This window comes from Sodalis praecaptivus (genome assembly GCF_000517425.1).
GTDB classification, from domain to species: domain Bacteria; phylum Pseudomonadota; class Gammaproteobacteria; order Enterobacterales; family Enterobacteriaceae; genus Sodalis_A; species Sodalis_A praecaptivus.
On sequence record NZ_CP006569.1, the window covers coordinates 470669 to 496759 of the forward strand.

General features: G+C 53.4%; 38 protein-coding genes. 34 read left to right on the forward strand and 4 right to left on the reverse strand.

Annotated elements, in window-relative coordinates:
* Nucleotides 1-70: 70 nt before the first annotated feature.
* The 3 genes from rpsG (at nucleotide 71) to tuf (ending at nucleotide 3997) form a co-directional block, all read left to right on the forward strand.
* Nucleotides 71-541 (forward strand): 30S ribosomal protein S7, encoded by a 471-nt coding sequence (gene rpsG / locus SANT_RS02115; RefSeq protein WP_011412093.1) that lies wholly within the window; start codon nucleotides 71-73, stop codon nucleotides 539-541.
* A gap of 94 nt (nucleotides 542-635) precedes the next feature.
* Nucleotides 636-2741 carry an elongation factor G gene (gene fusA, locus SANT_RS02120; protein WP_025420672.1) on the forward strand — a complete coding sequence of 702 codons (2106 nt, stop codon included), beginning with the start codon at nucleotides 636-638 and terminating at the stop codon, nucleotides 2739-2741.
* Nucleotides 2742-2812: 71 nt separating this feature from the next.
* A complete protein-coding gene (tuf, locus tag SANT_RS02125) occupies nucleotides 2813-3997 on the forward strand; it encodes an elongation factor Tu (protein ID WP_025420673.1) in 1185 nt (394 codons plus the stop codon).
* Between the two features lie 209 nt (nucleotides 3998-4206).
* Here the strand turns inward: tuf and SANT_RS02130 are convergent, their stop codons facing one another.
* The 3 genes from SANT_RS02130 to SANT_RS02140 form a co-directional block, all read right to left on the reverse strand.
* Complete coding sequence (locus SANT_RS02130) at nucleotides 4207-5430, reverse strand: MFS transporter (protein WP_025420674.1); 1224 nt, start codon at nucleotides 5428-5430, stop codon at nucleotides 4207-4209.
* Nucleotides 5427-5753, reverse strand: a complete 327-nt coding sequence (locus tag SANT_RS02135) for a hypothetical protein (protein ID WP_038668111.1) — start codon at nucleotides 5751-5753, stop codon at nucleotides 5427-5429. The genes SANT_RS02130 and SANT_RS02135 overlap by 4 nt, the downstream gene beginning before the upstream one ends.
* Nucleotides 5754-5899: 146 nt before the next feature.
* Nucleotides 5900-6352, reverse strand: coding sequence for a MarR family winged helix-turn-helix transcriptional regulator (locus SANT_RS02140; protein WP_025420676.1), 453 nt, complete (start codon nucleotides 6350-6352; stop codon nucleotides 5900-5902).
* 279 nt (nucleotides 6353-6631) lie between these two features.
* On the opposite strand from SANT_RS02140, the gene bfd reads away from it, so the two are divergent.
* The 31 genes from bfd to SANT_RS02285 all read left to right on the forward strand — a co-directional run bounded on the left by bfd (nucleotide 6632) and on the right by SANT_RS02285 (nucleotide 23190).
* Nucleotides 6632-6826, forward strand: a complete 195-nt coding sequence (gene bfd, locus SANT_RS02145) for a bacterioferritin-associated ferredoxin (protein ID WP_025420677.1) — start codon at nucleotides 6632-6634, stop codon at nucleotides 6824-6826.
* Between the two features lie 74 nt (nucleotides 6827-6900).
* A complete protein-coding gene (gene bfr / locus SANT_RS02150; RefSeq protein ID WP_025243897.1) occupies nucleotides 6901-7380 on the forward strand; it encodes a bacterioferritin in 480 nt (159 codons plus the stop codon).
* Between the two features lie 627 nt (nucleotides 7381-8007).
* Entirely contained in the window at nucleotides 8008-8319 is a 312-nt protein-coding gene (rpsJ, locus tag SANT_RS02155) for a 30S ribosomal protein S10 (protein ID WP_009639175.1), read from the forward strand.
* Nucleotides 8320-8351: 32 nt separating this feature from the next.
* Nucleotides 8352-8981 (forward strand): 50S ribosomal protein L3, encoded by a 630-nt coding sequence (gene rplC, locus SANT_RS02160; protein WP_025420678.1) that lies wholly within the window; start codon nucleotides 8352-8354, stop codon nucleotides 8979-8981.
* 16 nt (nucleotides 8982-8997) lie between these two features.
* Nucleotides 8998-9603: a 50S ribosomal protein L4 gene (gene rplD / locus SANT_RS02165; protein WP_025420679.1), complete on the forward strand. Its 606-nt coding sequence runs from the start codon at nucleotides 8998-9000 to the stop codon at nucleotides 9601-9603.
* Nucleotides 9600-9902 carry a 50S ribosomal protein L23 gene (gene rplW / locus SANT_RS02170; RefSeq protein ID WP_011412086.1) on the forward strand — a complete coding sequence of 101 codons (303 nt, stop codon included), beginning with the start codon at nucleotides 9600-9602 and terminating at the stop codon, nucleotides 9900-9902. The genes rplD and rplW overlap by 4 nt, the downstream gene beginning before the upstream one ends.
* Nucleotides 9903-9920: 18 nt before the next feature.
* Nucleotides 9921-10742 carry a 50S ribosomal protein L2 gene (gene rplB / locus SANT_RS02175; protein WP_025420680.1) on the forward strand — a complete coding sequence of 274 codons (822 nt, stop codon included), beginning with the start codon at nucleotides 9921-9923 and terminating at the stop codon, nucleotides 10740-10742.
* 16 nt (nucleotides 10743-10758) lie between these two features.
* Complete coding sequence (gene rpsS, locus SANT_RS02180) at nucleotides 10759-11037, forward strand: 30S ribosomal protein S19 (protein WP_011412084.1); 279 nt, start codon at nucleotides 10759-10761, stop codon at nucleotides 11035-11037.
* Nucleotides 11038-11051: 14 nt separating this feature from the next.
* Nucleotides 11052-11384, forward strand: coding sequence for a 50S ribosomal protein L22 (gene rplV / locus SANT_RS02185; RefSeq protein ID WP_011412083.1), 333 nt, complete (start codon nucleotides 11052-11054; stop codon nucleotides 11382-11384).
* 17 nt (nucleotides 11385-11401) lie between these two features.
* Nucleotides 11402-12100 (forward strand): 30S ribosomal protein S3, encoded by a 699-nt coding sequence (gene rpsC, locus SANT_RS02190; RefSeq protein WP_025420681.1) that lies wholly within the window; start codon nucleotides 11402-11404, stop codon nucleotides 12098-12100.
* A 12-nt stretch (nucleotides 12101-12112) separates the two neighbouring features.
* The gene (rplP, locus tag SANT_RS02195) at nucleotides 12113-12523 is read left to right on the forward strand and encodes a 50S ribosomal protein L16 (protein WP_025243890.1); all 411 of its coding nucleotides are present in this window, start codon (nucleotides 12113-12115) and stop codon (nucleotides 12521-12523) included.
* The gene (gene rpmC / locus SANT_RS02200) at nucleotides 12523-12714 is read left to right on the forward strand and encodes a 50S ribosomal protein L29 (protein WP_025243889.1); all 192 of its coding nucleotides are present in this window, start codon (nucleotides 12523-12525) and stop codon (nucleotides 12712-12714) included. The genes rplP and rpmC overlap by 1 nt, the downstream gene beginning before the upstream one ends.
* Complete coding sequence (rpsQ, locus tag SANT_RS02205; protein ID WP_025243888.1) at nucleotides 12714-12968, forward strand: 30S ribosomal protein S17; 255 nt, start codon at nucleotides 12714-12716, stop codon at nucleotides 12966-12968. Before rpmC ends, rpsQ begins: the two co-directional genes overlap by 1 nt.
* 173 nt (nucleotides 12969-13141) lie before the next feature.
* Nucleotides 13142-13513, forward strand: a complete 372-nt coding sequence (gene rplN, locus SANT_RS02210) for a 50S ribosomal protein L14 (protein ID WP_011412078.1) — start codon at nucleotides 13142-13144, stop codon at nucleotides 13511-13513.
* A 10-nt stretch (nucleotides 13514-13523) separates the two neighbouring features.
* Nucleotides 13524-13838: a 50S ribosomal protein L24 gene (gene rplX / locus SANT_RS02215; protein ID WP_025420682.1), complete on the forward strand. Its 315-nt coding sequence runs from the start codon at nucleotides 13524-13526 to the stop codon at nucleotides 13836-13838.
* 14 nt (nucleotides 13839-13852) lie between these two features.
* Complete coding sequence (rplE, locus tag SANT_RS02220) at nucleotides 13853-14392, forward strand: 50S ribosomal protein L5 (protein ID WP_025420683.1); 540 nt, start codon at nucleotides 13853-13855, stop codon at nucleotides 14390-14392.
* A gap of 13 nt (nucleotides 14393-14405) precedes the next feature.
* A complete protein-coding gene (rpsN, locus tag SANT_RS02225; RefSeq protein WP_025243885.1) occupies nucleotides 14406-14711 on the forward strand; it encodes a 30S ribosomal protein S14 in 306 nt (101 codons plus the stop codon).
* A gap of 34 nt (nucleotides 14712-14745) precedes the next feature.
* The gene (rpsH, locus tag SANT_RS02230; protein WP_025420684.1) at nucleotides 14746-15138 is read left to right on the forward strand and encodes a 30S ribosomal protein S8; all 393 of its coding nucleotides are present in this window, start codon (nucleotides 14746-14748) and stop codon (nucleotides 15136-15138) included.
* Nucleotides 15139-15151: 13 nt separating this feature from the next.
* On the forward strand, nucleotides 15152-15685 hold the full coding sequence (gene rplF / locus SANT_RS02235; RefSeq protein ID WP_025420685.1) for a 50S ribosomal protein L6: 534 nt from the start codon (nucleotides 15152-15154) through the stop codon (nucleotides 15683-15685).
* A gap of 9 nt (nucleotides 15686-15694) precedes the next feature.
* A complete protein-coding gene (rplR, locus tag SANT_RS02240) occupies nucleotides 15695-16048 on the forward strand; it encodes a 50S ribosomal protein L18 (protein WP_025243882.1) in 354 nt (117 codons plus the stop codon).
* Between the two features lie 14 nt (nucleotides 16049-16062).
* A complete protein-coding gene (rpsE, locus tag SANT_RS02245; protein WP_025243881.1) occupies nucleotides 16063-16563 on the forward strand; it encodes a 30S ribosomal protein S5 in 501 nt (166 codons plus the stop codon).
* A 6-nt stretch (nucleotides 16564-16569) separates the two neighbouring features.
* Complete coding sequence (rpmD, locus tag SANT_RS23170) at nucleotides 16570-16749, forward strand: 50S ribosomal protein L30 (RefSeq protein ID WP_011412070.1); 180 nt, start codon at nucleotides 16570-16572, stop codon at nucleotides 16747-16749.
* A 3-nt stretch (nucleotides 16750-16752) separates the two neighbouring features.
* On the forward strand, nucleotides 16753-17187 hold the full coding sequence (rplO, locus tag SANT_RS02250) for a 50S ribosomal protein L15 (RefSeq protein ID WP_025420686.1): 435 nt from the start codon (nucleotides 16753-16755) through the stop codon (nucleotides 17185-17187).
* Nucleotides 17188-17194: 7 nt separating this feature from the next.
* Nucleotides 17195-18526, forward strand: a complete 1332-nt coding sequence (secY, locus tag SANT_RS02255; protein ID WP_025420687.1) for a preprotein translocase subunit SecY — start codon at nucleotides 17195-17197, stop codon at nucleotides 18524-18526.
* A gap of 33 nt (nucleotides 18527-18559) precedes the next feature.
* On the forward strand, nucleotides 18560-18676 hold the full coding sequence (rpmJ, locus tag SANT_RS23175) for a 50S ribosomal protein L36 (protein WP_002227352.1): 117 nt from the start codon (nucleotides 18560-18562) through the stop codon (nucleotides 18674-18676).
* A 147-nt stretch (nucleotides 18677-18823) separates the two neighbouring features.
* On the forward strand, nucleotides 18824-19180 hold the full coding sequence (gene rpsM / locus SANT_RS02260; RefSeq protein WP_025420688.1) for a 30S ribosomal protein S13: 357 nt from the start codon (nucleotides 18824-18826) through the stop codon (nucleotides 19178-19180).
* Between the two features lie 16 nt (nucleotides 19181-19196).
* The gene (gene rpsK, locus SANT_RS02265; RefSeq protein WP_025420689.1) at nucleotides 19197-19586 is read left to right on the forward strand and encodes a 30S ribosomal protein S11; all 390 of its coding nucleotides are present in this window, start codon (nucleotides 19197-19199) and stop codon (nucleotides 19584-19586) included.
* Between the two features lie 30 nt (nucleotides 19587-19616).
* Nucleotides 19617-20237, forward strand: coding sequence for a 30S ribosomal protein S4 (gene rpsD / locus SANT_RS02270; RefSeq protein ID WP_011412065.1), 621 nt, complete (start codon nucleotides 19617-19619; stop codon nucleotides 20235-20237).
* Nucleotides 20238-20262: 25 nt separating this feature from the next.
* Nucleotides 20263-21252, forward strand: a complete 990-nt coding sequence (locus SANT_RS02275) for a DNA-directed RNA polymerase subunit alpha (protein WP_025420690.1) — start codon at nucleotides 20263-20265, stop codon at nucleotides 21250-21252.
* A gap of 40 nt (nucleotides 21253-21292) precedes the next feature.
* Complete coding sequence (gene rplQ / locus SANT_RS02280) at nucleotides 21293-21688, forward strand: 50S ribosomal protein L17 (protein ID WP_025420691.1); 396 nt, start codon at nucleotides 21293-21295, stop codon at nucleotides 21686-21688.
* A 482-nt stretch (nucleotides 21689-22170) separates the two neighbouring features.
* On the forward strand, nucleotides 22171-23190 hold the full coding sequence (locus SANT_RS02285; protein ID WP_025420692.1) for an ankyrin repeat domain-containing protein: 1020 nt from the start codon (nucleotides 22171-22173) through the stop codon (nucleotides 23188-23190).
* A gap of 205 nt (nucleotides 23191-23395) precedes the next feature.
* Here SANT_RS02285 and fhuE read toward each other — a convergent pair whose 3' ends face one another.
* Nucleotides 23396-25588, reverse strand: a complete 2193-nt coding sequence (gene fhuE, locus SANT_RS02290) for a ferric-rhodotorulic acid/ferric-coprogen receptor FhuE (RefSeq protein ID WP_025420693.1) — start codon at nucleotides 25586-25588, stop codon at nucleotides 23396-23398.
* Nucleotides 25589-26091 lie beyond the last annotated feature (503 nt).

Genomic DNA, 26091 nt, shown 5'->3' on the forward strand with positions numbered 1-26091 from the left:
ACGTTTTATTAACTCTGTCAAAGAACTCATCGAGTTTTGGACAATCCTGAATTAACAACGGAGTATTTCCATGCCACGTCGTCGCGTCATTGGTCAACGTAAAATCCTGCCGGATCCGAAGTTCGGATCGGAGCTTTTGGCCAAATTTGTTAACATCCTGATGGTAGATGGCAAAAAATCTACCGCAGAAGCAATCGTCTATACCGCGCTGGAGACCCTGGCTCAGCGTTCGGGTAAAGGCCATCTGGAAGCTTTTGAAGTTGCTCTGGACAACGTGCGTCCGACTGTCGAAGTCAAATCGCGCCGCGTCGGTGGTTCGACTTATCAGGTGCCAGTAGAAGTTCGTCCGGTTCGCCGCAATGCCCTGGCAATGCGTTGGATCGTTGAAGCAGCTCGTAAACGCGGTGATAAATCTATGGCTCTGCGCTTGGCGAACGAACTTTCCGATGCAGCAGAAAACAAAGGTACTGCTGTGAAGAAACGTGAAGACGTTCACCGTATGGCAGATGCCAACAAGGCGTTCGCCCACTACCGCTGGTAATCCTACCGCCGTAGTCACGCTAACCTGGCGGACGCTCATGAGCTGTCCCTGCCGGGTTGGCTCGGAATGAACGCCCCAGTAATCGAGGATTCAAATGGCTCGTATAACACCCATCGCACGCTATCGTAACATCGGTATCAGTGCACACATCGACGCGGGTAAAACCACCACGACTGAACGTATTCTGTTCTACACGGGTGTGAACCACAAGATCGGTGAAGTTCATAATGGCGCAGCCACCATGGACTGGATGGCGCAGGAGCAGGAACGTGGTATCACCATCACGTCCGCCGCGACCACCTGTTTCTGGGCCGGCATGGCCAAACAGTTTGATTCGCATCGCATCAACATCATCGACACCCCGGGACACGTTGACTTCACCATCGAAGTCGAACGTTCCATGCGCGTGCTCGATGGCGCCGTCATGGTCTACTGTGCGGTCGGCGGCGTGCAGCCGCAGTCTGAAACCGTATGGCGTCAGGCAAACAAATACAAAGTGCCGCGTATCGCGTTCGTAAACAAAATGGACCGTATGGGCGCCAACTACCTGCGCGTCGTCGAGCAGCTGAAAACCCGTCTGGCCGCTAACCCGGTTCCGATTCAGCTGGCTATCGGCGCGGAAGAAAAATTCACCGGCGTCGTCGATCTGGTGAAAATGAAAGCCATCAACTGGAGCGAAGCGGACCAGGGCGTGACCTTCACTTATGAAGACATCCCCGCCGATTTGACCGAGCTGGCTGACAAATGGCACCAGCACCTGGTGGAATCCGCAGCTGAAGCCTCTGAAGAGCTGATGGACAAATACCTGGGCGGCGAAGATCTGACCGAAGAAGAGATCAAGACCGGTCTGCGCCAGCGCGTTCTGAACAACGAAATCATTTTGGTCACCTGTGGTTCCGCGTTCAAGAACAAGGGCGTGCAGGCGATGCTGGATGCGGTTATCGAATACCTGCCGGCACCGACCGACGTTGCCGCCATCAATGGCGTGCTCGACGACGGCGAAACCCATGCTGAGCGTCATTCCAGCGATGATGAGCCGTTCTCGGCGCTGGCGTTCAAAATCGCCACCGACCCGTTCGTCGGCAACCTGACCTTCTTCCGCGTCTACTCCGGCGTCGTCAACTCCGGCGATACGGTGCTGAACTCGGTGAAGGACAAGCGCGAACGTTTCGGCCGTATCGTACAGATGCACGCCAACAAACGTGAAGAAATCAAGGAAGTCCGCGCCGGCGATATCGCCGCGGCCATCGGCCTGAAAGACGTGACCACCGGGGATACCCTGTGCGATCCGTCCTCGCCCATCATCCTTGAGCGTATGGAATTCCCGGAACCGGTTATCTCGGTTGCCGTGGAACCGAAAACCAAAGCCGACCAGGAAAAAATGGGTCTGGCTCTGGGCCGTCTGGCGCAGGAAGACCCGTCTTTCCGCGTTTGGACCGATGAAGAGTCCGGCCAGACTATCATCGCCGGTATGGGTGAGCTGCACCTTGAAATTCTCGTTGACCGTATGCGTCGCGAATTCAACGTTGAAGCCAACGTCGGTAAGCCGCAGGTGGCCTACCGCGAAACGATCCGCTCCACCGTCGAACAGGAAGGTAAATTCGTTCGTCAGTCCGGTGGTCGCGGTCAGTTCGGCCACGTATGGCTGCGTATTGAACCGATGGAACCGGGTGGCAAAGGCTACGAGTTCCTGAACGAAATCGTCGGCGGCGTGGTACCGAAAGAGTACGTTCCGGCGGTGGATAAAGGCGTTCAGGAACAGCTGAAGAGCGGTGTTCTGGCCGGCTACCCGATCGTAGACGTCCGCGTTGCCGCCTTCGATGGTTCTTACCACGAAGTCGACTCCTCGGAAATGGCGTTCAAGATCGCCGGTTCCATGGCGTTCAAAGAAGGCTTCATGAAGGCGAAACCGGTGCTGCTGGAACCTATCATGAAGGTGGAAGTTGAAACGCCTGAAGACTACATGGGTGACGTGATTGGTGACTTGAACCGTCGTCGCGGTATGATTGACGGTATGGAAGACACCACGACCGGTAAAACCGTTCGTGCGCAGGTCCCCTTGTCTGAAATGTTCGGTTATGCTACTGATCTGCGTTCACAGACTCAGGGCCGTGCTTCTTACTCCATGGAGTTCCTGAAGTACAATGAAGCACCGAACAACGTTGCTCAGGCCATTATCGAAACCCGCAGAGCCAAGTAAGCTTTAAGGGTTACAATTAATATCCCGTGCTCTCACCCGTTGGTGAGAGCATAAGAGTAAGGAATATAGCCGTGTCTAAAGAAAAGTTTCAACGCACCAAACCCCACGTTAACGTCGGTACTATCGGCCACGTTGACCATGGTAAAACGACCCTGACCGCCGCCATCACCACCGTTCTGGCCAAGGCCTACGGCGGTAGCGCGCGCGCGTTCGATCAGATCGACAACGCGCCGGAAGAAAAGGCCCGTGGTATCACCATCAACACTTCGCACGTTGAATACGATACCCCGACCCGCCACTACGCGCACGTAGACTGCCCTGGGCACGCCGACTATGTGAAAAACATGATCACCGGCGCGGCCCAGATGGACGGCGCGATCCTGGTTGTAGCCGCCACCGACGGCCCGATGCCGCAGACCCGTGAGCACATCCTGCTGGGTCGCCAGGTTGGCGTACCTTACATCATCGTGTTCATGAACAAATGCGACATGGTTGATGACGAAGAGCTGCTGGAACTGGTGGAAATGGAAGTGCGCGAACTGCTGTCGCAGTACGACTTCCCGGGCGATGACACGCCGGTTATCCGCGGTTCCGCGCTGAAAGCGCTGGAAGGCGACGAAGCCTGGACGCAGAAAATCATTGAACTGGCGGAAGCGCTGGACAGCTACATTCCGGAACCGGAACGCGCCATCGACAAGCCGTTCCTGCTGCCGATCGAAGACGTATTCTCCATCTCCGGCCGCGGCACCGTGGTAACCGGTCGTGTAGAGCGCGGCATCGTCAAAGTGGGTGAAGAAGTGGAAATCGTCGGCATCAAAGACACCACCAAAACCACCTGCACCGGCGTTGAAATGTTCCGCAAACTGCTGGACGAAGGCCGTGCCGGCGAGAACGTTGGCGTGCTGCTGCGCGGCACCAAGCGTGACGACGTCGAGCGTGGTCAGGTTCTGGCCAAGCCGGGCTCGATCAAGCCGCACACCCAGTTTGAATCGGAAGTGTATATTCTGAGCAAAGACGAAGGCGGTCGCCACACGCCGTTCTTCAAAGGCTACCGTCCGCAGTTCTATTTCCGTACCACTGACGTGACCGGTACCATCGAACTGCCGGAAGGCGTTGAAATGGTGATGCCTGGCGACAACATCAAGATGGTTGTTAACCTGATTGCCCCGATCGCCATGGACGACGGTCTGCGTTTCGCTATTCGCGAAGGCGGCCGTACCGTTGGCGCCGGCGTTGTTGCCAAAGTTATCGCTTAAGACACTACGTCTTACAGCCAATGCCGGCGTTAAGCCGGCAGCATGAAAGGGCGCCTCGGGCGCCCTTTTTTTATGGTTGCGTTTTCTGGGCGGCGGTTGCTGTCGCACTCGGGTCCGCGGCACGCATTGGGTGTTCCAACGCGTCGCGGCGCTATCGCGGCCGTGCGGGCACGGTGGTCCGGAGCATTGTCCGCTGCTTTACATCCACATTAACGTATCTGATAGTCTCGCCACCTAAAAGCGTATAAGGCCACCATGGCCGCGGCAAATCCCGCCGCTGCGCCCAGGCCAAGCGCCCAGCGCGGGCCGAAATGGTCGGCCACCCCACCGACAATAGGTGCGCCGATAGGCGCTCCACCCAAAGCGATGCCCAAACGCAGCGCCATCACCCGCCCGCGCATGGCCGGTTCGGTGGAAAGCTGCATCAGGCTATTGGTAGCATTGGTAAACGTTAGGGCGGCGACGCCGATAATGATAAGCGCCCCCGCGAAAAGCCAATAGCCCGGCGCGACGGCGGCCAGTAAACAGCCTAATCCAAATACCGCGGCGCCGCTCAGCAACGCCGTCTGGCGTGGAGCGCCGCCGCCGGCGGCAAGCAAGGCGCCCGATAAGGTACCGATAGCCATAATTGACGACAACAGACCAAAACCGCGGGCGTCGGTATGGAACACGTTAACGGCCATCGTGGATATGAAGATAGGAAAATTCAGGCCAAAGGTGCCGATAAGAAACAACATGACCAGGATGACTTTCAAATCCGGGCGGGACGCGACATAGCGAAAGCCTTCCGTCAAACTGCCTCGGGTGCGGCGCGCACGCGCATTCGCCTGCAGATCGGCGACGCGCAGGAACGATAAGGACACCAGCACCGCCAGGAAAGAGACGCCGTTAAGCAGAAAAGCCCAGCCGGTGCCGACCGAGGCAATAATGACGCCGGCGATGGCCGGTCCGACCAGGCGCGCGCCGTTATACAGGGTTGAATTAAGTGCGACGGCATTGGGCAAATCCGCATCACCTACCATTTCCGCGACAAAGGTTTGCCGCACGGGGGCGTCGAACGCCGCCGCGCAGCCGAACAATAACGCGAAAAGATAAACCTGCCAGAGTTGAACGACGCCGAATAGGGTAAGTGCGCCCAGCACCAGCGCAAGTAGGCCCATCGACGCCTGGGTGGCGAGCAGAAGTCGACGCTGATTGAAATGGTCGGCCGCAAAACCGGTCCAGGGTAACAGCAGCAGCTGCGGACCCAATTGTAACGCCATGACCGTGCCTACGGCCGAGGCGTTATGCGGCGTGAGCTGGGTCAGCACTAACCAGTCTTCCCCGGTGTTCTGCATCCAGGTGCCCAGATTGGAAACCAGGGCGCCGGCGGCCCACAAGCGATAATTGTAGAGCCGCAGCGAACGGAAAACCCCGCTTGTCGGGGGATTCATCGCCGTTGCGCCGGATTCGTGCCCTGCAGGCGGCCGAAATGCATAGCCAGAAACAGCCCCATCGTCAGAATGCCGAGCCCGATAGCGGCGGCGTCGGCGGTAATGCGGATGTCGAAATCGCCAATACGGCACAGAAACACATAACCGAGAACCAGGTTAACGCACCCCCAAAGTACGTTGACCGACGCGGAGGAAAGTCCTCGCCCTCTTGGTTTGGCAAAGGGCGTAGGAAATGCATGGCCCATTAAACCGCCGCAAAGGTGGGGCACCGCATTGGTAAGCAAAAGCCCGCCAGCGAACCAGGAAAACCAATAATGCCACATCAGAGACCTCCTTTCGGATCGCCAAGGTTGGATGCGCGTTTGCTTCAAATCGGTGTAGCCGGCCGCGGAAAGGCAACACCTATCGGGTAGGTGCACGCTTTAACGGGCGTCACTGCCGTGTTCGCTTCAAGCTGGCTAAGACCGGGTCAATAATCGGCAAGCCGCTGCAGCAACCTGACCGCGGCGGCGAGCTGCGCCTGCTCGGCGGCGGACAGCTGCATTTCCAGGGCGCCGTGCAGCCAGTCGTTCTTCGCCGAGCGATGGGCCTGCAGGCGTTGGCGAAACGCATCCGTCAAGGTGATAAGCGTTTGCCGGCCGTCAACAGGATCGGCAACGCCCATGACCGCCCCCAGCGCCTGCAGCGCCGCTACCGTGCTGCGCATAGACTGCGGACGCACGCTTTCGGCCCGCGCCAGCGCCGAAACGGTGGCGGGACCATCGCGATCCAGCCGTAGCAACACCGATTTTTGCGCAGAGGTGAAATCGTTGGGCGGTGTTTGCTCGCGCAGCCGCCGCACCAGTTTACCCAGCGAAATACGCAGCTCGCCGGCCAACGCGGCTAACGAGGTTTCTTCAGCGTTAGGAATAGGATTCGTCATACGCAGAGTATGGTCTGAACAGGGATAATCTGTACAGGTAAACTGTACAGATTAACTGTTAGTATTCATTTCCGCGCTGTTAGGACGCACAGCGGGCACAACACAGCGGCATGAACAACCGCGCGAAACGCATCGCGTCATGCCTGTAAAAAAATTGCCCCATTAAGCGGACTAAGATCAGCAGGTTAATCAACAAAACGCAAACAGCAATACTTTCGCTATTGTAATGACACGCGTTCTCATCTAAATTGGCGTGAGATTAGCCAGTGAGTACCAGCAATGTATGTTTGTTTATGTAATGCGGTAAGCGACAAAGCCATACGCGCCGCTGTGAGGCTGCACCAGCCCCAGACTTTCCAGCAGTTGAAACGATTGGTGCCGGTGGGTACCCAATGCGGAAAATGCGTCTGCGTCGCGCGCCGTATAATGGAGGATGAACTACAGCACATCGCGCCGTTGGAAAATATCGCTTAAAAAAGTAAGGTTATTCCTTTGCATTACTCTGTCGCGGTTATATTCTGATATAACACGCAACGGAGGACCTCGTCATGAAAGGTGATGCCCAGATTATCAACCATCTCAACAAGCTGCTTGGCAACGAGCTTGTGGCTATCAATCAGTATTTCCTGCATGCCCGGATGTTCAAGAATTGGGGCCTGATGCGCCTCAACGATGTTGAATACCACGAATCCATTGATGAAATGAAACACGCGGATCGCTACATCGAACGTATTCTCTTCCTGGAGGGGCTGCCTAATCTGCAGGACCTCGGCCGGCTGAATATCGGTGAGGACGTGGAAGAAATGCTGCGCTCCGATCTCTATTTGGAATTGCAGGGCGCGCAGGATTTGCGTGAAGGCATCGCCTACGCCGATTCGATACGCGACTACGTGTCGCGGGACTTAATGATAGAAATCCTTACCGACGAAGAAGAGCATATTGATTTTCTGGAAACCGAGCTGGCGCTTATCACCCGTATCGGTACCCAGAACTACCTGCAGTCGCAGCTCAAAGACGCCGCTCAGTAAGCCGGGCCGCGACGGTCACTGTCACGGGGCAACGGTGTCATCACCGCACCCCGCGCCGCTGCGCGGGGCAGGGCGCCTTATCTCCTCCTCATAACCGCCCGTTCGGGACAAAGCGTCGCTTGTCCGGCGTCGCTTTCCTTTATCGCCCGCTGAGGCAGAGCGTCGCTTATCTGGCGTCGTTTTCCTTTACCGTCGGCTGGCGGCAAGAGGCTTGGCGCATAGGGTCAAGACCTCTTCCACCGTACGCCCAGAGGAAGGAACATTGCGCCCGACTGTCAGTGCGCATAACATCAACCGCGTGCGGCCCGCGCCGAGCATGGCCTTTTTCGCCGCAGCGCTTCTCCCTTTTCGCCGCAGCGCTTCTCCCCTTTCGCCGCAGCGCTTCTCCCTTTTCACCGCCCGCGCTTGCTTCCTGTACAGATTTGCGTATAATGCGCGGGCTTGTCTTGTAGATATTACCATGACAGGCCGACCCGCTCGTCGGGTCCGCGCTGGCCGCGCAGGCGGTAAGCCAGCTAACAACATCCCCAATAGGGGGATAACACTGAACGATTACACTCCCCCATCAATCGAAATGGGTGTGAGGAGTAGTTTTTTACGTTTATAAATAATTGGAGCTCTGGTCTCATGCAGAACCAAAGAATCCGTATCCGTTTGAAAGCGTTTGATCATCGTCTGATCGATCAATCAACCGCGGAAATCGTCGAGACTGCCAAGCGTACCGGTGCCCAGGTACGTGGTCCGATCCCGCTGCCGACCCGCAAAGAGCGCTTTACCATTCTGATCTCTCCGCACGTCAACAAAGATGCGCGCGATCAGTATGAAATCCGCACTCATAAGCGTCTGGTTGACATCGTTGAGCCAACCGAAAAAACCGTTGATGCTCTGATGCGTCTGGACCTGGCTGCCGGTGTAGACGTGCAGATCAGCCTGGGTTAATCAGGTCGTTGAACGATTGAGAGGTTGAAACAATGAAGGGTTTAATCGGACGTAAAGTGGGCATGACTCGCATCTTCACCGAAGATGGCGTTTCTATCCCCGTCACCGTTATTGAAATTGAAGCAAACCGCGTGACCCAGGTTAAAGATCTGGAAAACGACGGATACCGCGCAATCCAGGTTACCGCCGGCACCAAAAAAGCCAACCGCGTAACCAAACCGGAAGCCGGTCATTTTGCGAAGGCGGGCGTTGAAGCCGGCCGTGGTCTGTGGGAATTCCGCGTCGAAGACGGCGAAGAAGTCACCGTTGGCCAGAGCATCACCGTAGAACTGTTTGCTGATGTTAAAAAAGTCGACGTTACTGGTACCTCCAAAGGTAAAGGATTTGCCGGCACTGTAAAGCGCTGGAACTTCCGTACCCAGGATGCTACCCACGGTAACTCCTTGTCCCACCGCGTTCCGGGTTCCATCGGTCAGAACCAGACTCCGGGCAAAGTATTCAAGGGCAAGAAAATGGCAGGCCAGCTGGGCAACGAGCGCGTAACCGTTCAGAGCCTGGACGTGGTACGTGTTGACGTAGAACGCAACCTGCTGCTGGTCAAAGGCGCCGTCCCGGGAGCAACCGGTGGTGACCTGATCGTTAAACCGGCTGTCAAGGCGTAACGTCGAGGAGATAGGAATGGAATTGGTATTGAAAGACGCGCAAAGCGCGCTGACTGTTTCCGAAACTACCTTCGGGCGTGACTTCAACGAAGCGCTGGTCCACCAGGTTGTTGTGGCTTACGCAGCAGGTGCCCGGCAGGGGACCCGTGGTCAGAAGACCCGTGCCGAAGTCACCGGTTCCGGTAAAAAACCCTGGCGTCAGAAGGGTACCGGCCGTGCGCGTTCCGGTAGCGTTAAGAGCCCGATCTGGCGTTCTGGTGGCGTGACCTTTGCCGCCAAGCCGCAGGATCACAGTCAGAAAGTGAATAAGAAGATGTACCGCGGGGCGCTGAAAAGCATCCTGTCTGAACTGGTACGTCAGGATCGTTTGATCGTTGTTGAACAGTTCTCTGTCGAAGCGCCGAAAACCAAGCTGCTGGCACAGAAACTGAGAGACATGGCGTTGGAAGATGTGCTGATCATTACCGGCGAACTGGACGAAAACCTGTTCCTGGCCGCGCGTAACCTCTACAAAGTAGACGTACGCGATGCTAATGGTATCGACCCGGTTAGCCTGATCGCCTTCGACAAAGTTGTTATGACGGCTGACGCTGTTAAGCAAGTTGAGGAGATGCTGGCATGATTCGTGAAGAACGTCTGCTAAAAGTACTGCGCGCGCCGCATGTTTCTGAAAAAGCATCTACCGCGATGGAAAAACACAACACCATCGTTCTCAAAGTAGCTAAAGATGCGACCAAAGCAGAAATCAAAGCCGCTGTGCATAAACTGTTTGAAGTCGAAGTCAATGACGTGCGTACCCTGGTTGTCAAAGGGAAAACCAAACGTCACGGACAGCGTATCGGTCGTCGTAGCGACTGGAAAAAAGCTTACGTCACCCTGAAAGAAGGCCAGAACCTGGACTTCATCGGCGGCGCAGAGTAAGTCGGAGGAGTAAGAACAATGGCAATTGTTAAATGTAAACCGACATCTCCGGGTCGTCGCCACGTTGTTAAAGTGGTCAACCCTGAGCTGCACAAGGGCAAACCTTATGCCCCGTTGCTGGAAACCCTCAGCAAATCCGGTGGCCGTAACAACAATGGCCGTATCACTACGCGCCATATCGGCGGTGGCCACAAGCAACATTATCGTCTGATTGACTTCAAACGCAATAAAGACGGTATCCCGGCAGTGGTAGAACGTCTGGAGTATGATCCTAACCGTTCCGCCAACATCGCGCTGGTGTTGTACAAAGATGGTGAACGTCGTTACATCCTGGCACCGAAAGGCCTGAAGGCCGGTGATCAGATTCAATCTGGCGTCGATGCGGCAATCAAAGCCGGTAACGCTCTGCCGATGCGCAATATTCCGGTTGGTTCCACCGTGCATAACGTGGAAATGAAACCGGGTAAAGGTGGTCAGCTGGCGCGTTCCGCCGGTGCTTATGTTCAGATCGTGGCTCGTGATGGCGCTTATGTCACGCTGCGTCTGCGTTCCGGTGAGATGCGCAAAATTCAGTCTGAATGCCGCGCGACCCTGGGCGAAGTAGGTAATGCCGAACATATGCTGCGTGTACTGGGTAAAGCCGGCGCCAGCCGCTGGCGTGGCATCCGTCCGACCGTTCGCGGTACGGCGATGAACCCGGTGGACCACCCGCACGGTGGTGGTGAAGGTCGTAACTTTGGTAAGCACCCGGTATCGCCGTGGGGCATTCAGACCAAAGGTAAGAAGACCCGTAGCAATAAGCGTACTGATAAGTTCATCGTACGTCGCCGTAGCAAATAATATTAGAGGATAAACCATGCCACGTTCTCTCAAGAAAGGTCCATTTATTGACCTGCACTTGCTGAAGAAGGTAGAGAAAGCGGTGGAAAGCGGTGACAAGAAGCCTATTCGCACTTGGTCCCGTCGTTCAACGATCTTTCCAACAATGATCGGTTTGACCATCGCTGTCCATAATGGTCGTCAGCACGTACCCGTTTTTGTCGCCGATGAAATGGTCGGTCACAAACTGGGTGAATTCGCGCCGACGCGTACTTATCGCGGCCATGCGGCCGACAAAAAGGCCAAGAAGCGCTAAGGTAGGAGGAAGAGATGGAAACTATCGCTCAACATCGCCACGCTCGTTCTTCTGCTCAAAAGGTTCGCCTGGTGGCTGACCTGATTCGCGGTAAGAAAGTGTCGCAAGCTCTGGAAGTTCTGACCTATACCAACAAGAAAGCTGCTGGTCTGGTGAAGAAAGTACTGGAGTCTGCCATTGCTAACGCTGAACACAACGATGGCGCAGATATCGATGATCTGAAAGTCGCGAAGATTTTCGTCGACGCTGGCCCGAGCATGAAGCGCATTATGCCGCGTGCCAAGGGTCGTGCAGATCGTATCCTGAAGCGCACCAGCCACATTACTGTGGTTGTGTCCGATCGCTGAGACTCTGGAGACTAGCAATGGGTCAGAAAGTACATCCTAATGGTATTCGCCTGGGTATCGTCAAACCCTGGAACTCTACCTGGTATGCGAATACTAAAGAATTCGCTGACAACCTGGACAGCGACTTTAAAGTTCGTCAGTTCCTGACCAAGGAATTGTCGAAAGCTTCGGTTTCCCGCGTGGTGATCGAGCGTCCGGCCAAGAGCATCCGTGTGACCATTCACACCGCTCGTCCGGGCATCGTGATCGGCAAGAAAGGCGAAGACGTCGAAAAACTGCGTAAGGTCGTAGCGGATATCGCTGGCGTCCCGGCGCAGATTAACATCGCCGAAGTCCGTAAGCCGGAACTGGACGCCAAACTGGTGGCCGACAGCATCTCTTCGCAGCTGGAACGCCGTGTTATGTTCCGTCGCGCGATGAAACGTGCCGTGCAGAACGCCATGCGTCTTGGCGCCAAGGGGATCAAGGTTGAAGTCAGCGGCCGTCTGGGCGGCGCTGAAATCGCGCGTACCGAATGGTACCGCGAAGGTCGTGTTCCGTTGCACACCCTGCGTGCGGATATCGACTACAACACCTCCGAAGCGCACACCACTTATGGTGTCATCGGCGTAAAAGTGTGGATCTTCAAAGGTGAGATCTTAGGTGGTATGGCTGCCGTTGAACAACCGGAACCGGCTGCTCAACCTAAAAAGCAGCAGCGTAAAGGCCGCAAGTAAGGAGAGTCGCTGATGTTACAACCAAAGCGTACAAAATTCCGTAAGATGCACAAAGGCCGCAACCGTGGCCTGGCAGCGGGTACGGATGTTAGCTTCGGTACTTTCGGTCTGAAAGCTGTTGGCCGTGGTCGTTTGACCGCTCGTCAAATCGAAGCAGCACGTCGTGCCATGACACGTGCAGTTAAGCGTCAAGGTAAGATCTGGATCCGGATTTTCCCGGACAAACCGATCACCGAAAAGCCGCTTGAAGTGCGTATGGGTAAAGGTAAAGGTAACGTGGAATACTGGGTTGCCTTGATTCAGCCGGGAAAAGTCCTGTACGAAATGGACGGCGTTCCGGAAGAGCTTGCCCGTGAAGCCTTCAAGCTGGCAGCAGCAAAACTGCCGATTAAAACCACCTTTGTAACTAAGACGGTGATGTAATGAAAGCAAATGAGCTGCGTGAAAAAAGCGCTGAAGAGCTGAACACCGAACTGCTGAACCTGCTGCGCGAGCAATTCAACCTGCGTATGCAGGCTGCCAGCGGCCAGCTGCAGCAGACTCACCTGTTAAAGCAGGTGCGCCGCAATGTTGCGCGCGTGAAGACGTTATTGACTGAGAAGGCGGGTGCGTAATGAGTGACCAAATCCGTACTCTGCAAGGTCGTGTGGTTAGCGACAAAATGGAGAAATCCATCGTTGTGGCCATTGAACGTTTTGTGAAACACCCGATCTACGGCAAGTTCATCAAACGTACGACCAAGCTCCACGTACATGACGAGAACAATGACAGCAATATCGGCGACATCGTTGAAATCAGCGAATGCCGTCCGATTTCCAAGACCAAGTCCTGGACGCTGGTTCGCGTTGTAGAGAAAGCGATCCTGTAAAACGGTAAGCGCGCTCTAAACAGATAAACGGCTCGTCCTTTGAGCCGTTTATTTTTTCTACCCATACACCAGGAGCGGTGTTATAATGCTGCGCCCTGTATTATGGGGTTTTTTCTTACGACCGATTCAGGTCATTAAGTATAAGTAGTAGTTGACATTAGCGGAGCACTAACATGATCCAAGAACAGACTATGCTGACCGTGGCCGACAACTCCGGTGCACGTCGCGTAATGTGTATCAAGGTTCTAGGTGGCTCGCACCGTCGCTACGCAGGCGTCGGCGACATTATCAAAATTACCATCAAGGAAGCGATTCCTCGTGGCAAAGTAAAAAAAGGTGATGTCCTGAAGGCGGTAGTGGTGCGCACCAAGAAGGGTGTTCGTCGCCCTGACGGTTCTGTCGTTCGCTTCGATGGTAATGCTTGTGTTTTGTTGAACAACAACAGTGAGCAACCTATCGGTACGCGTATTTTTGGGCCGGTGACTCGTGAACTGCGTACCGAAAAGTTCATGAAGATCATTTCCCTGGCACCTGAAGTACTCTAAGGAGCGAATCATGGCAGCGAAAATCCGTCGTGATGACGAAGTTATCGTGCTGACCGGCAAAGATAAAGGTAAGCGCGGTAAAGTAAAAAATGTCCTGTCTACCGGCAAGGCCATTGTTGAAGGTATCAATCTGGTTAAGAAGCATCAAAAACCAGTGCCGGCCATGAACCAGCCGGGCGGCATCGTTGAGAAAGAAGCGGCAATCGATCTTTCCAACCTTGCAATCTTCAATGCGGCTTCCAGCAAGGCGGACCGTGTGGGCTTTAAGATTGAAGACGGTAAGAAAGTACGTGTCTTCAAATCTAACGGCGAAACTATTAAGTAATTTGGAGTAGTACGATGGCGAAACTGCATGATTACTACAAAGACGAAGTAGTCTCTCAACTGATGAAACAGTTCGGCTACCATTCTGTCATGCAAGTCCCTCGGGTCGAGAAGATCACCCTGAATATGGGTGTGGGTGAAGCAATCGCCGATAAAAAGCTGCTGGATAACGCCACAGCCGATTTGACCGCGATTTCAGGCCAAAAGCCGCTTATCACCAAAGCACGCAAATCTGTTGCTGGCTTCAAAATCCGTCAGGGCTATCCGATCGGTTGTAAAGTAACCCTGCGTGGCGAACGCATGTGGGAGTTCTTCGAGCGACTGATTTCCATTGCTGTACCGCGTATCCGTGACTTCCGTGGCCTGTCCGCCAAGTCATTCGATGGCCGTGGCAACTACAGCATGGGCGTGCGTGAACAGATCATCTTCCCGGAAATCGACTATGACAAAGTCGATCGCGTTCGTGGCTTGGATATTACCATCACCACCACTGCGAAATCCGATGATGAAGGCCGTGCGCTGTTGACCGCCTTTAACTTCCCATTCCGCAAGTAAGGTAGGGTTACTGATGGCTAAACAATCCATGAAAGCACGCGAAGTAAAACGCGTGAAATTAGCTGATAAATTCTTCGCAAAACGCGCTGAACTTAAAACCATCATTTCCGACGTGAATGCTTCCGATGAAGAACGTTGGGATGCGGTTCTCAAGCTGCAGACTCTGCCGCGTGATTCCAGCCCGTCTCGTCAGCGTAACCGCTGCCGCCAAACTGGTCGTCCGCACGCTTTCCTGCGGAAATTCGGGTTGAGCCGTATCAAGGTCCGTGAAGCCGCTATGCGCGGTGAAATCCCGGGTCTGAGAAAGGCTAGCTGGTAAATTGTCACCAATTGAATCACGGGAGTAAAGACAGATGAGCATGCAAGATCCGATCGCGGATATGCTGACCCGTATCCGTAACGGTCAAACCGCGAACAAAACCGCGGTCTCCATGCCTTCCTCCAAGCTTAAAGTGGCAATTGCCAACTTGCTGAAAGAAGAAGGCTTTATTGAAGATTACAAAGTTGAAGGCGACACCAAGCCGACGCTGGAACTGGTACTTAAGTACTTCCAGGGTAAGCCGGTGGTAGAAAGCATTCAGCGTATCAGCCGCCCCGGCCTGCGTATCTATAAGAAAAAAGATGCGCTGCCGAAAGTGATGGCAGGCATGGGTATCGCGGTTGTTTCTACCTCTAAAGGTGTCATGACTGATCGTGCGGCTCGCCAGGCTGGTCTTGGTGGCGAGATTATCTGCTACGTAGCGTAATTGGGAGGAAAGAATGTCTCGTGTTGCTAAAGCACCCGTCGTCATTCCTGCCGGCGTAGAGGTAAAACTCAACGGTCAGGATATTTCGATTAAGGGTAAAAACGGCGAGCTGACTCGTACTATCCACGAAGCTGTTGACGTTCAGCATGCTGATAACCAGCTGACCTTTGCTCCGCGCGAAGGCCATGCCAATGGTTGGGCGCTTGCAGGCACGACTCGTGCGCTGCTGAACGGCATGGTGATTGGTGTGACCGACGGCTTCACTAAAAAGCTACAGCTGGTAGGTGTAGGTTACCGTGCTGCAGTGAAAGGTAATGTGGTGAATTTGTCTCTGGGCTTTTCTCACCCCATCGACCATCAACTGCCGGCAGGTATCACCGCAGAATGCCCGAGCCAAACTGAAATCGTGCTGAAAGGCGCTGATAAGCAGACTATTGGCCAGGTTGCGGCAGATCTGCGTGCCTATCGTCGTCCTGAGCCTTATAAAGGCAAGGGTGTTCGTTACGCCGACGAAGTCGTGCGTACCAAAGAGGCTAAGAAGAAGTAAGGTAACACTATGGATAAGAAAGCAGCTCGTATCCGTCGTGCGACCCGCGCACGCCGCAAGCTCCAGGAATTGGGTGCAACCCGCCTGGTGGTACATCGTACCCCGCGTCATATATACGCACAGGTTATTGCACCAAACGGTTCTGAAGTCCTGGTAGCCGCTTCTACTGTAGAAAAAGCTATCGTGGAGCAATTAAAGGGTACCGGTAACAAAGACGCCGCCGCCGCAGTAGGTAAAACTATTGCCGAGCGCGCGCTGGAAAAAGGCATTAAAGATGTGTCCTTTGACCGTTCCGGGTTCCAATATCATGGTCGAGTCCAGGCACTGGCAGATGCTGCCCGTGAAGCTGGCCTTCAGTTCTAAGGTGAGGGTGTAAGATGGCACACATCGAAAAACAAGCTGGCGAACTGCAGGAAAAGCTGATCGCGGTAAACCGCGTATCTAAAACCGTAAAAGGTGGCCGTATTTTCAGCTTTACCGCACTGACGGTTGTTGGTGATGGTAACGGTCGCGTTGGTTTTGGCTACGGCAAAGCACGCGAAGTTCCGGCAGCGATCCAGAAAGCGATGGAAAAAGCCCGTCGCAACATGATGAATGTCGCGCTGAACAGCGGCACCCTGCAGCACCCGATTAAAGGTGCGCATACGGGTTCCCGCGTGTTCATGCAGCCGGCTTCCGAAGGTACCGGTATTATCGCCGGTGGTGCAATGCGCGCCGTCCTGGAAGTCGCAGGGGTTCACAACGTACTGGCAAAAGCCTATGGTTCCACCAACCCGATCAACGTGGTTCGTGCAACTATCGACGCTCTTGGCAATATGAAGTCTCCTGAAATGGTCGCTGCCAAGCGTGGTAAATCCGTTGAAGAAATTCTGGGGTAATTGACCATGGCACAGACTATTAAAATCACTCAGACTCGCAGTTCCATCGGTCGTCTGCCGAAACACAAGGCAACTCTGGTTGGCTTGGGCCTGCGTCGCATTGGCCACACCGTAGAGCGTGAAGATACGCCTGCAGTACGCGGTATGGTCAATTTGGTTTCCTACATGGTCAAAGTTGAGGAGTAAGAGATGCGTTTAAATACTCTGTCTCCGGCTGAGGGTTCCAAACACGCCTCTAAGCGTCCAGGCCGCGGTATTGGTTCTGGCTTGGGCAAAACCGGCGGTCGCGGTCACAAAGGTCAGAAGTCTCGTTCTGGCGGTGGCGTACGTCGCGGGTTTGAAGGCGGCCAGATGCCTCTGTACCGTCGTCTGCCGAAATTCGGCTTTACGTCGCGCAAATCCATGGTCACCGCGGAAGTCCGCCTGTCCGATTTGGCGCACGTTGAAGGCGAAGTCGTGGATCTGAACGCGCTGAAAGCCGCTAACATCGTTGGCATCCAAACTGAATTCGCCAAAATCATGCTGTCCGGCGAAGTCAAACGTGCGGTTACCGTGCGTGGCCTGCGTGTAAGCAAAGGCGCGCGTGCCGCAATCGAAGCTGCCGGCGGTAAAATTGAGGAATAAGTAGCAGATGGCTAAACAACCGGGATTAGATTTTCAAAGCGCCAAAGGCGGACTGGGTGAACTGAAACGCAGACTTCTGTTTGTTATCGGGGCGCTTATTGTCTTCCGCATCGGCTCTTTTATTCCGATCCCTGGTATTGATGCCACCGTACTTGCGAAATTGCTCGAACAGCAGCGCGGCACCATCATAGAAATGTTCAACATGTTCTCTGGTGGTGCGCTCAGCCGTGCTTCTATCTTCGCATTGGGGATCATGCCGTATATCTCGGCATCGATCATCATCCAGCTGCTCACGGTGGTACACCCGGCGCTGGCGGAGATTAAAAAAGAGGGCGAGGCTGGCAGACGTAAAATCAGCCAGTACACGCGCTACGGCACCCTGGTGTTGGCAATATTTCAGTCAATCGGTATCGCAACCGGTTTGCCGAATATGCCGGGAATGCAAGGTCTGGTGATTAATCCAGGCTTTGCGTTTTACTTTACTGCGGTAGTGAGCCTGGTCTGCGGGACAATGTTCCTGATGTGGCTGGGTGAGCAGATCACTGAACGAGGTATCGGCAACGGTATCTCCATCATTATCTTCGCGGGTATCGTAGCGGGCTTGCCGCCTGCCATCGGCCACACCATAGAGCAAGCTCGACAAGGCGATATGCACTTCCTCGTGTTGCTATTGGTTGCAGTTCTGGTGTTCGCGGTGACGTTTTTCGTGGTGTTCGTTGAACGTGGTCAGCGTCGTATCGTCGTTAACTACGCCAAGCGTCAGCAAGGACGTCGCGTTTATGCGGCCCAGAGCACGCATTTGCCGCTGAAAGTGAACATGGCCGGGGTTATCCCGGCAATTTTCGCCTCCAGTATCATTCTGTTTCCGGCCACGATTGCATCCTGGTTCGGAGGCGGCACAGGTTGGGGCTGGCTGTCTGCGATTTCGCTCTATTTGCAGCCTGGTCAACCGCTTTATGTGTTACTATATGCGGCTGCAATCATATTCTTCTGTTTCTTTTACACGGCGTTGGTGTTCAACCCGCGCGAGACAGCAGATAACCTGAAGAAGTCCGGTGCATTTGTACCAGGCATTCGTCCGGGAGAGCAAACGGCAAGGTATATTGATAAGGTGATGACCCGCCTCACGCTGGTCGGCGCCATGTACATTACCTTTATCTGCCTAATCCCGGAGTTCATGCGTGACGCAATGAAAGTTCCCTTCTATTTTGGGGGCACGTCTTTATTGATCGTCGTTGTGGTTATCATGGACTTTATGGCTCAAGTGCAGACTCTGATGATGTCGAGTCAATACGAGTCCGCATTGAAGAAAGCAAACCTGAAAGGCTATAACCGCTAATTCGGGAAGCTTGAGAAGTTACGGAGAGTAAAAATGAAAGTTCGTGCTTCCGTCAAGAAATTATGTCGCAACTGCAAAATCGTTAAGCGTAACGGTGTCGTTCGTGTGATTTGCAGCGCTGAGCCTAAGCATAAACAACGCCAAGGCTAATATTTCCGGCATTTTTTTCTTGCAAAGTTGGGTTGAGCTGGCTAGATTAGCCAGCCAATCTTTTGTATGTCGCTGCAACATTGTTTGAGTATCCTGAAAACGGGCTTTTCAGAATGGTGTTGCCGTTAAAAATTTTAGGAGTGCATAGTGGCCCGTATAGCAGGCATTAACATTCCTGATCATAAACATACCGTTATTGCCCTAACATCAATCTACGGTATCGGCAAAACCCGCTCGCAGCACATCTGCGCGGCTACGGGTATTGCTGAAAATGTTAAGATCAGTGAGCTGTCTGAAGAGCAGATTGACACGCTGCGTGACGCAGTTGCCAAGTTTGTTGTCGAAGGCGATCTGCGCCGTGAAGTAACCCTGAGTATCAAGCGTCTGATGGACCTTGGTACCTATCGTGGTTTGCGTCATCGTCGTGGTCTTCCGGTCCGCGGTCAGCGTACCAAGACCAATGCCCGTACCCGTAAGGGTCCGCGCAAACCGATCAAGAAATAATCGGGGTGAGTAAATAATGGCTAAGGCACCTATTCGTGCACGTAAGCGTGTTAAAAAACAAGTTTCAGATGGTGTGGCTCATATCCATGCGTCTTTCAACAATACCATCGTAACTATTACCGATCGTCAGGGTAATGCGTTGGGTTGGGCGACCGCCGGTGGTTCCGGTTTCCGTGGTTCTCGTAAGTCCACGCCTTTCGCCGCACAGGTTGCAGCAGAACGTTGCGCTGAAGCAGTGAAAGAATATGGCATCAAGAATCTGGAAGTTATGGTTAAAGGACCAGGTCCGGGCCGCGAGTCTACCGTCCGCGCGTTGAACGCGGCTGGTTTCCGCATCACGAACATTACTGATGTGACTCCGATCCCCCATAACGGTTGTCGTCCGCCTAAAAAGCGCCGCGTATAACGCCGCTTTTAGGTTAGTTGGAGAAAGAAAATGGCAAGATATTTGGGTCCTAAGCTCAAGCTGAGCCGTCGTGAGGGCACAGACCTATTCCTGAAGTCTGGCGTTCGTGCGATCGATTCCAAGTGCAAAATTGAGCAACCGCCCGGTCAGCACGGTGCGCGTAAACCGCGTCTGTCTGATTACGGCGTACAGTTGCGTGAAAAACAAAAAGTTCGTCGTATCTACGGCGTGCTGGAACGTCAATTCCGCAACTACTACAAAGAAGCAGCACGCCTGAAAGGCAATACCGGTGAAAACCTGTTGCAGTTGCTGGAAGGTCGTCTCGACAACGTTGTTTACCGCATGGGCTTTGGTGCTACCCGCGCTGAATCGCGTCAATTGGTCAGCCACAAGGCGATCATGGTGAACGGCCGCGTTGTCAACATCGCTTCTTACCAGGTTACTCCGAATGACGTTGTCAGCATCCGTGAGAAAGCGAAAAAGCAATCCCGTGTTCGTGCCTCATTGGAACTGGCTGAGCAGCGTGAAAAGCCGACCTGGCTTGAAGTCGACGCTGCTAAGATGGAAGGGGTGTTCAAACGTATTCCAGAACGTACCGATCTGTCTGCGGACATTAATGAACACCTGATCGTCGAGCTTTACTCTAAGTAAGGCTTAGTACCAAAGAGAGGACACAATGCAGGGTTCTGTGACAGAGTTTCTAAAACCGCGCCTGGTAGATATCGAGCAAGTCAGTTCGACGCACGCCAAGGTGACCCTTGAGCCCTTAGAGCGTGGCTTTGGCCATACTCTGGGTAACGCACTGCGCCGTATTCTGCTTTCATCGATGCCGGGTTGCGCGGTGACCGAGGTTGAGATTGATGGTGTACTGCACGAGTACAGCACCAAAGAAGGTGTACAGGAAGACATCCTGGAGATTCTGCTCAACCTGAAAGGGCTGGCGGTGAGAGTTCAAGGTAAAGATGACGTTGTCTTGACCCTGAATAAATCTGGCATTGGCCCTGTGACCGCAGCCGACATCACCCATGATGGGGATGTCGAAATCGTCAAGCCGCAGCATGTCCTGTGCCACCTGACCGATGAAAACGCATCCATCAATATGCGTATCAAGGTTCAGCGTGGTCGTGGTTATGTTCCGGCTTCTGCCCGAATTCATTCGGAAGAAGATGAGCGCCCGATCGGTCGTCTGCTGGTAGACGCATGCTATAGCCCCGTAGAGCGTATCGCCTACAATGTGGAAGCAGCGCGCGTTGAGCAGCGTACCGACCTGGACAAGCTGGTTATCGAAATGGAAACCAACGGCACGATCGATCCTGAAGAGGCGATCCGCCGTGCGGCAACCATTCTGGCTGAACAACTGGAAGCTTTCGTTGACTTACGTGATGTACGTCAGCCGGAAGTGAAAGAAGAGAAACCAGAATTCGATCCGATCCTGCTGCGCCCCGTTGACGATCTGGAATTGACTGTCCGCTCTGCTAACTGCCTCAAGGCAGAAGCTATCCACTACATCGGTGATCTGGTACAGCGCACCGAGGTTGAGTTGCTGAAAACGCCCAACCTTGGTAAAAAATCTCTTACCGAGATCAAAGACGTGTTGGCTTCCCGTGGGTTGTCTCTGGGCATGCGCCTTGAGAACTGGCCTCCGGCAAGTATCGCTGATGAATAACCCGATCACAGGTTAAGGTTTTACTGAGAAGGATAAGGTCATGCGCCATCGTAAGAGTGGTCGTCAACTGAACCGTAACAGCAGCCATCGCCAGGCTATGTTCCGTAACATGGCCGGCTCTTTGGTTCGTCATGAAATCATCAAGACGACCCTGCCGAAAGCGAAAGAGCTGCGCCGCGTTGTTGAACCGCTGATTACACTTGCCAAGACCGACAGCGTTGCAAATCGTCGTCTGGCATTCGCCCGCACTCGTGATAACGAGATCGTGGCAAAACTGTTTAACGAGCTGGGCCCGCGTTTCGCGAGCCGCGCCGGTGGTTACACTCGCATTCTGAAGTGTGGCTTCCGTGCAGGCGACAACGCGCCGATGGCATACATCGAACTCGTTGATCGCGCTGAAGCAACAGCTCCAGCAGCGGAAGCGACTGCAGAGTAATCTGCCGTTGTGCAAGCTTGTAAAAAGCCGGGCCTAGCCCGGTTTTTTTATGCCCCAAAGTTGCCTGCCGCTTGGCGTAATACGTGTAGCGCAGTGGTTGTTTTAGCGCGCAAGCGTCCATGTCGGCGACTCAAGGCACATCCGCAGCCCGCAATATTCTCTGTTGGCGCTGCCACCGTAGCTGAGCTGAATTTTCCCTTCTGCCGACAACCGCCGCAAAAATCCCTTCCCCATTGCCGTCACCGTTTCCATAGCCGGCGATAAGGCACGATGGCATTGTCCCAAATCAACCCCTGACCTGCGCCATCGAGATAATTTATCAATTAATAAGAGCTGCATAAGATATGTGCCAATAGCGCTTCTTACTCGTCGTGTTAAAAAACTTTCGTTAATGAAAAAATGAATATACAGGGTCTAATATTGACTCAACTCAGCGTTATGGTCAGAAAAGTTACTACTTAACCCATGAGAAGGAGCGATTGATGCCTATTTCCAGTATTTCATCTTCATTAAGTCATTATCCTTTTGCCACATCAGCTTCGTCAGCGTACCTCGTCGCTGATTTGAAGAATAGGATAGTTACAGGCGATCACAATGCATTTATTGCCGCGCTGGAAAACGCCAAAGCGGCAGATATCAGTATTGATGTTGAGATTGACAGCGATAAAAACACCTTACTCATGTACGCATTAAGAAAAGGGCGTTATCACATCGCCACCCACCTTCTGGAGATGGGCGCGGATCACAAGATAACTGATGATGATGGGAACACGGTATTGATGTTGTTGTTTTCTCATTACGTCACTGATGCGGACCTCAGTGAGGCTACACGACAAGCTTTCCTCGAACTGTCGGGCAAACTGATTAACAAAGAGGGCGATATCAACAGGGTTAACGACCGAAAGGAGACGGCCGCTATGATAGCCCTATCTTCGGGCATCGATGATGACATGCTTATGACGCTTCTCGCGCTTATGGAGCCAAGGGGCTTGAATGTCAATTTATATGATGCTGATGGTCATTCGGCAATGACTAAGGCAATTATTTTTACCCCGGGGACGACCGTGGTCAAAAAAATTATTGATATGGGCTTTAAGGTCGATGATTTTGCAACATTAAGTTTTTTACAAAAACGTAGGTTACCCGGAGCAGATAACTTCATGAATTATCATCAGTACCAATATACGCCGCTGTATTTTGCTATAGAGAGAAATGATTATGATAAAGTGAAGCTTCTGCTTGATAAAGGCGCTAATGGAAATGGTTTCTCACTATGGGATGTCAATTTCAGAGGCGCAAGGAAACAAATAACGCCACTCAGGCTGGCGGAAAAATTAGGACATAAAGATATCGTCAAGTTGTTGATGGATAGAGGCTTTAATGACAGCCGGTCGTCCTCAAGATGGAACTCCTCCGACAGCGAAGAGAGTGGCACGGTTTCATTATCAGACATTGAAAGTTATCAAGATCTCCTGTTCGATAGCGATGAGCCTATTGTATGAGGGTGACGTTAGAAGACAGGCCCCGTCGCCGCCAGCATCGGGCGCGTTATGGCCGCCAATCCGGTAAATGCGATCGCTAGATGTCTATTCAGCCTCTTCTCGTCTTTTCTAGCGCGGGTAGTCGTTGCGAAATTCTGCCTATCTGCAATGGATTTATACCAACCGAGACTAAGACGGGAGCGCATGCTCCCGCCGTCATTAAGCGTTAGAAATGGTAGTTTGCTGAGAGGCTAAAGTTGCGCGGCTCGCCGTAAACGATCGTATTGGAAACGCTGGTATCGTAGGTTTTATCAAACAAGTTGTGAATGTTGGCCTGTATCGACAGATTTTTGGTCAGCTGGTAGCGGCTGAACAAGTCGACCACCGCATAGCTGCCCTGTTCCGCACGCCAAGTACCGTAGGCGGTGGAGATATCCTGGTACACGTGGTTCTGCCAATTGACCCCGCCGCCCACCGTCAAATCCGGCGCAACCTGCGGACGATAGCTGGTGAACAGTTTGAGCGTGGTGCGCGGCAGTTCCGGGCTCACCGCTTTGTTATCGCTATCGGTGGCGACATAGCGCGTGGCGCCGAACGTCATTTGCCAATTATCGGTTATGGCTCCGTTAATCTCGAATTCCACCCCTTTGCTTACGGTGCCGTCCACGCCCCGATAAGCGGTGTCGGTGGATCCTTGAATTATCTGGCCGGTGCTTTGCGCGACGTTATCCTGCTCAATTCTGAAGACGGCTAACGTTGTGGTCAGGCGGCTACCCATCCAGTCGGATTTCACCCCGATTTCATAGTTGTTACCGGTGATGGGCGCGAGGTATTTACCCGAGCTGTCGCGGTAGTTTTGTGGCTGGAAGATAGAAGTATAACTGGCGTAGGCCGACCAGTTTTCATCAATGTCATACACCAAACCCGCGTAGGGCGAGGTATGGTTTTTCTCCATACTGTAGGTCATGGCATCAATGCGCCAGTTGGTATAACGGGCGCCAATAATCAGGTTTAGCGGATCGGCTAATGAAATGCGGGTCGCTGCGTACAGCGATTTCATGTAGGTTTTATCATCCTGCGCGACGGTCTGTTGGCCCCATTGGGTTTCTGGGAAATTACCGTCATAATCGTAGAAACTCCCTAACTCGTCAGGATAAATGTTGGCCCAGGTGTTCAGGTAGCGGTTGGTTTGCCGGCTGTAGCTGCCTCCCAGCATTACGGTATGCTGACGTCCCAACAGTTCATATTTGCCGTCGGTGAACAGATCGACCGAATCCACTTTGCGCTCGCCGGTGTTCCAGCCCGTCCCGCCGACATAATCATAGCCGGCGCCATAGTTGCCATAGGGGCCGACTAATTGCCCGGTCTCTTTGTTGACTACCGCGTCCAGATACATCATCTGGCTATCAAATTTGGTATTGGTATGGGTGGCGTTTAGCGTGGCCTGCCAATTATCGGCGAAACGCTGGGTCAAAGTGACGAAAAACTTATTGATTTCTTTATCATTGTAGGCCCAGTCCGGCGCGGTGCTGTGGGCTCGGTCGTAGTGCCTGACGCTGCCATCGCTATTCCAGCGCGGCAAGCCTGCCCAGGTCGGGCTATTGGTATCGATGCGCTGATATTCGTATCCGGCGGCGAGACTCGTGGAGTCGCTCAGATCGGCATCAATGATGCCTGAGAAGAAGGTTTTCTTATTGTTATAGCGATCGAGCCACGAGTCGTTATCCTGATAGCCGGCCACGATGCGGCCGCGCACGTTGCCGCTTTCAGTAAGAGGGCTTTGCAAATCGGCCACATACCGTTGTTTGTCCCAGCTACCGTATTCGGCGGTAAGATCGCCTTTAAACTCACGGCTGGTCGCATGTTTGCGCACCATATTGATCGCCGCGGAAGGGTTGCCCGTTCCCGTCATTAGCCCATTGGCGCCTCGCACCACTTCTACCCGGTCATAGAGCGCGGTATCCGTCGCGGAATCGCCCAAGTTCCAGCGAGACTCGAAATAGGTGGGAATGCCATCGACCATGTAATTGTCTATTTGGAAACCGCGGGAATAATAGAGGTCGCGATCCGATCCTGACAGGTTCCTACTGATCCCGGTGGTGTATGTCATCACATCACCCAGCGAATGGAGCTGTTGATCCGCCATCCGCTGTTGGCTGATGATACTGACCGACTGCGGAATATCGCGCAACACCATCGGCATTTTGGTGCCGCTGGTCGTGGTCGGGACGCTGTAATCCTGATTCTGGCTGTCCGCTGCCGCGTCGGCATCGGTGGTCCCTTTCACAACAATGGTCTCTTCAGTGCTGTCGGTGGCGGCGGAAGCGGCAAAGGCGGCGCTTGGCATCAATGCCAAGGCAATGGCGGCGGCCAAATACGATGGCCCGCGCCCCATTGATGAATCATTGGCGGAAAACATTACCTCTCCTATCTCATTTGTTATCGTCAAGCGGCATCAAGGTGATGCCAATCCTGGATGTGAAATTATTTAATTTGTAATTAATGTTGGTAAAACAAATGAGAAATATACTTATTTACATTACCAATGTAAACAGATGTTGCATCATATAACTGATAATGGTCATCGTCGGAAGCACTAGCTTGAAGCACTTGGCCACCTAGCACGGCCGTCGTCGCATCGCTTTGGTCGGAAAGCTTTATTGTTGTCTAGTGAAAACCTGGGTTAATCACCTCAGTAAGTAGGATGATAGGATACGCTGCTGAGAGTAAATGCCTTAGACGCAGGAACGCTGTCTCGCTAGCGGCTCACAGCTAAACGAGGGATGTACTGTTGTATGTCGCCGCGCACAAGGCTTAAGGCCGGTTCATACCGCCGGTTTTCACACACTCGGCAGGGAGCTGCGAACTTTCTACGCGTTAAATCATATTAATAAAGTCTGGTGTTTAATTGCCGTTGTTGCT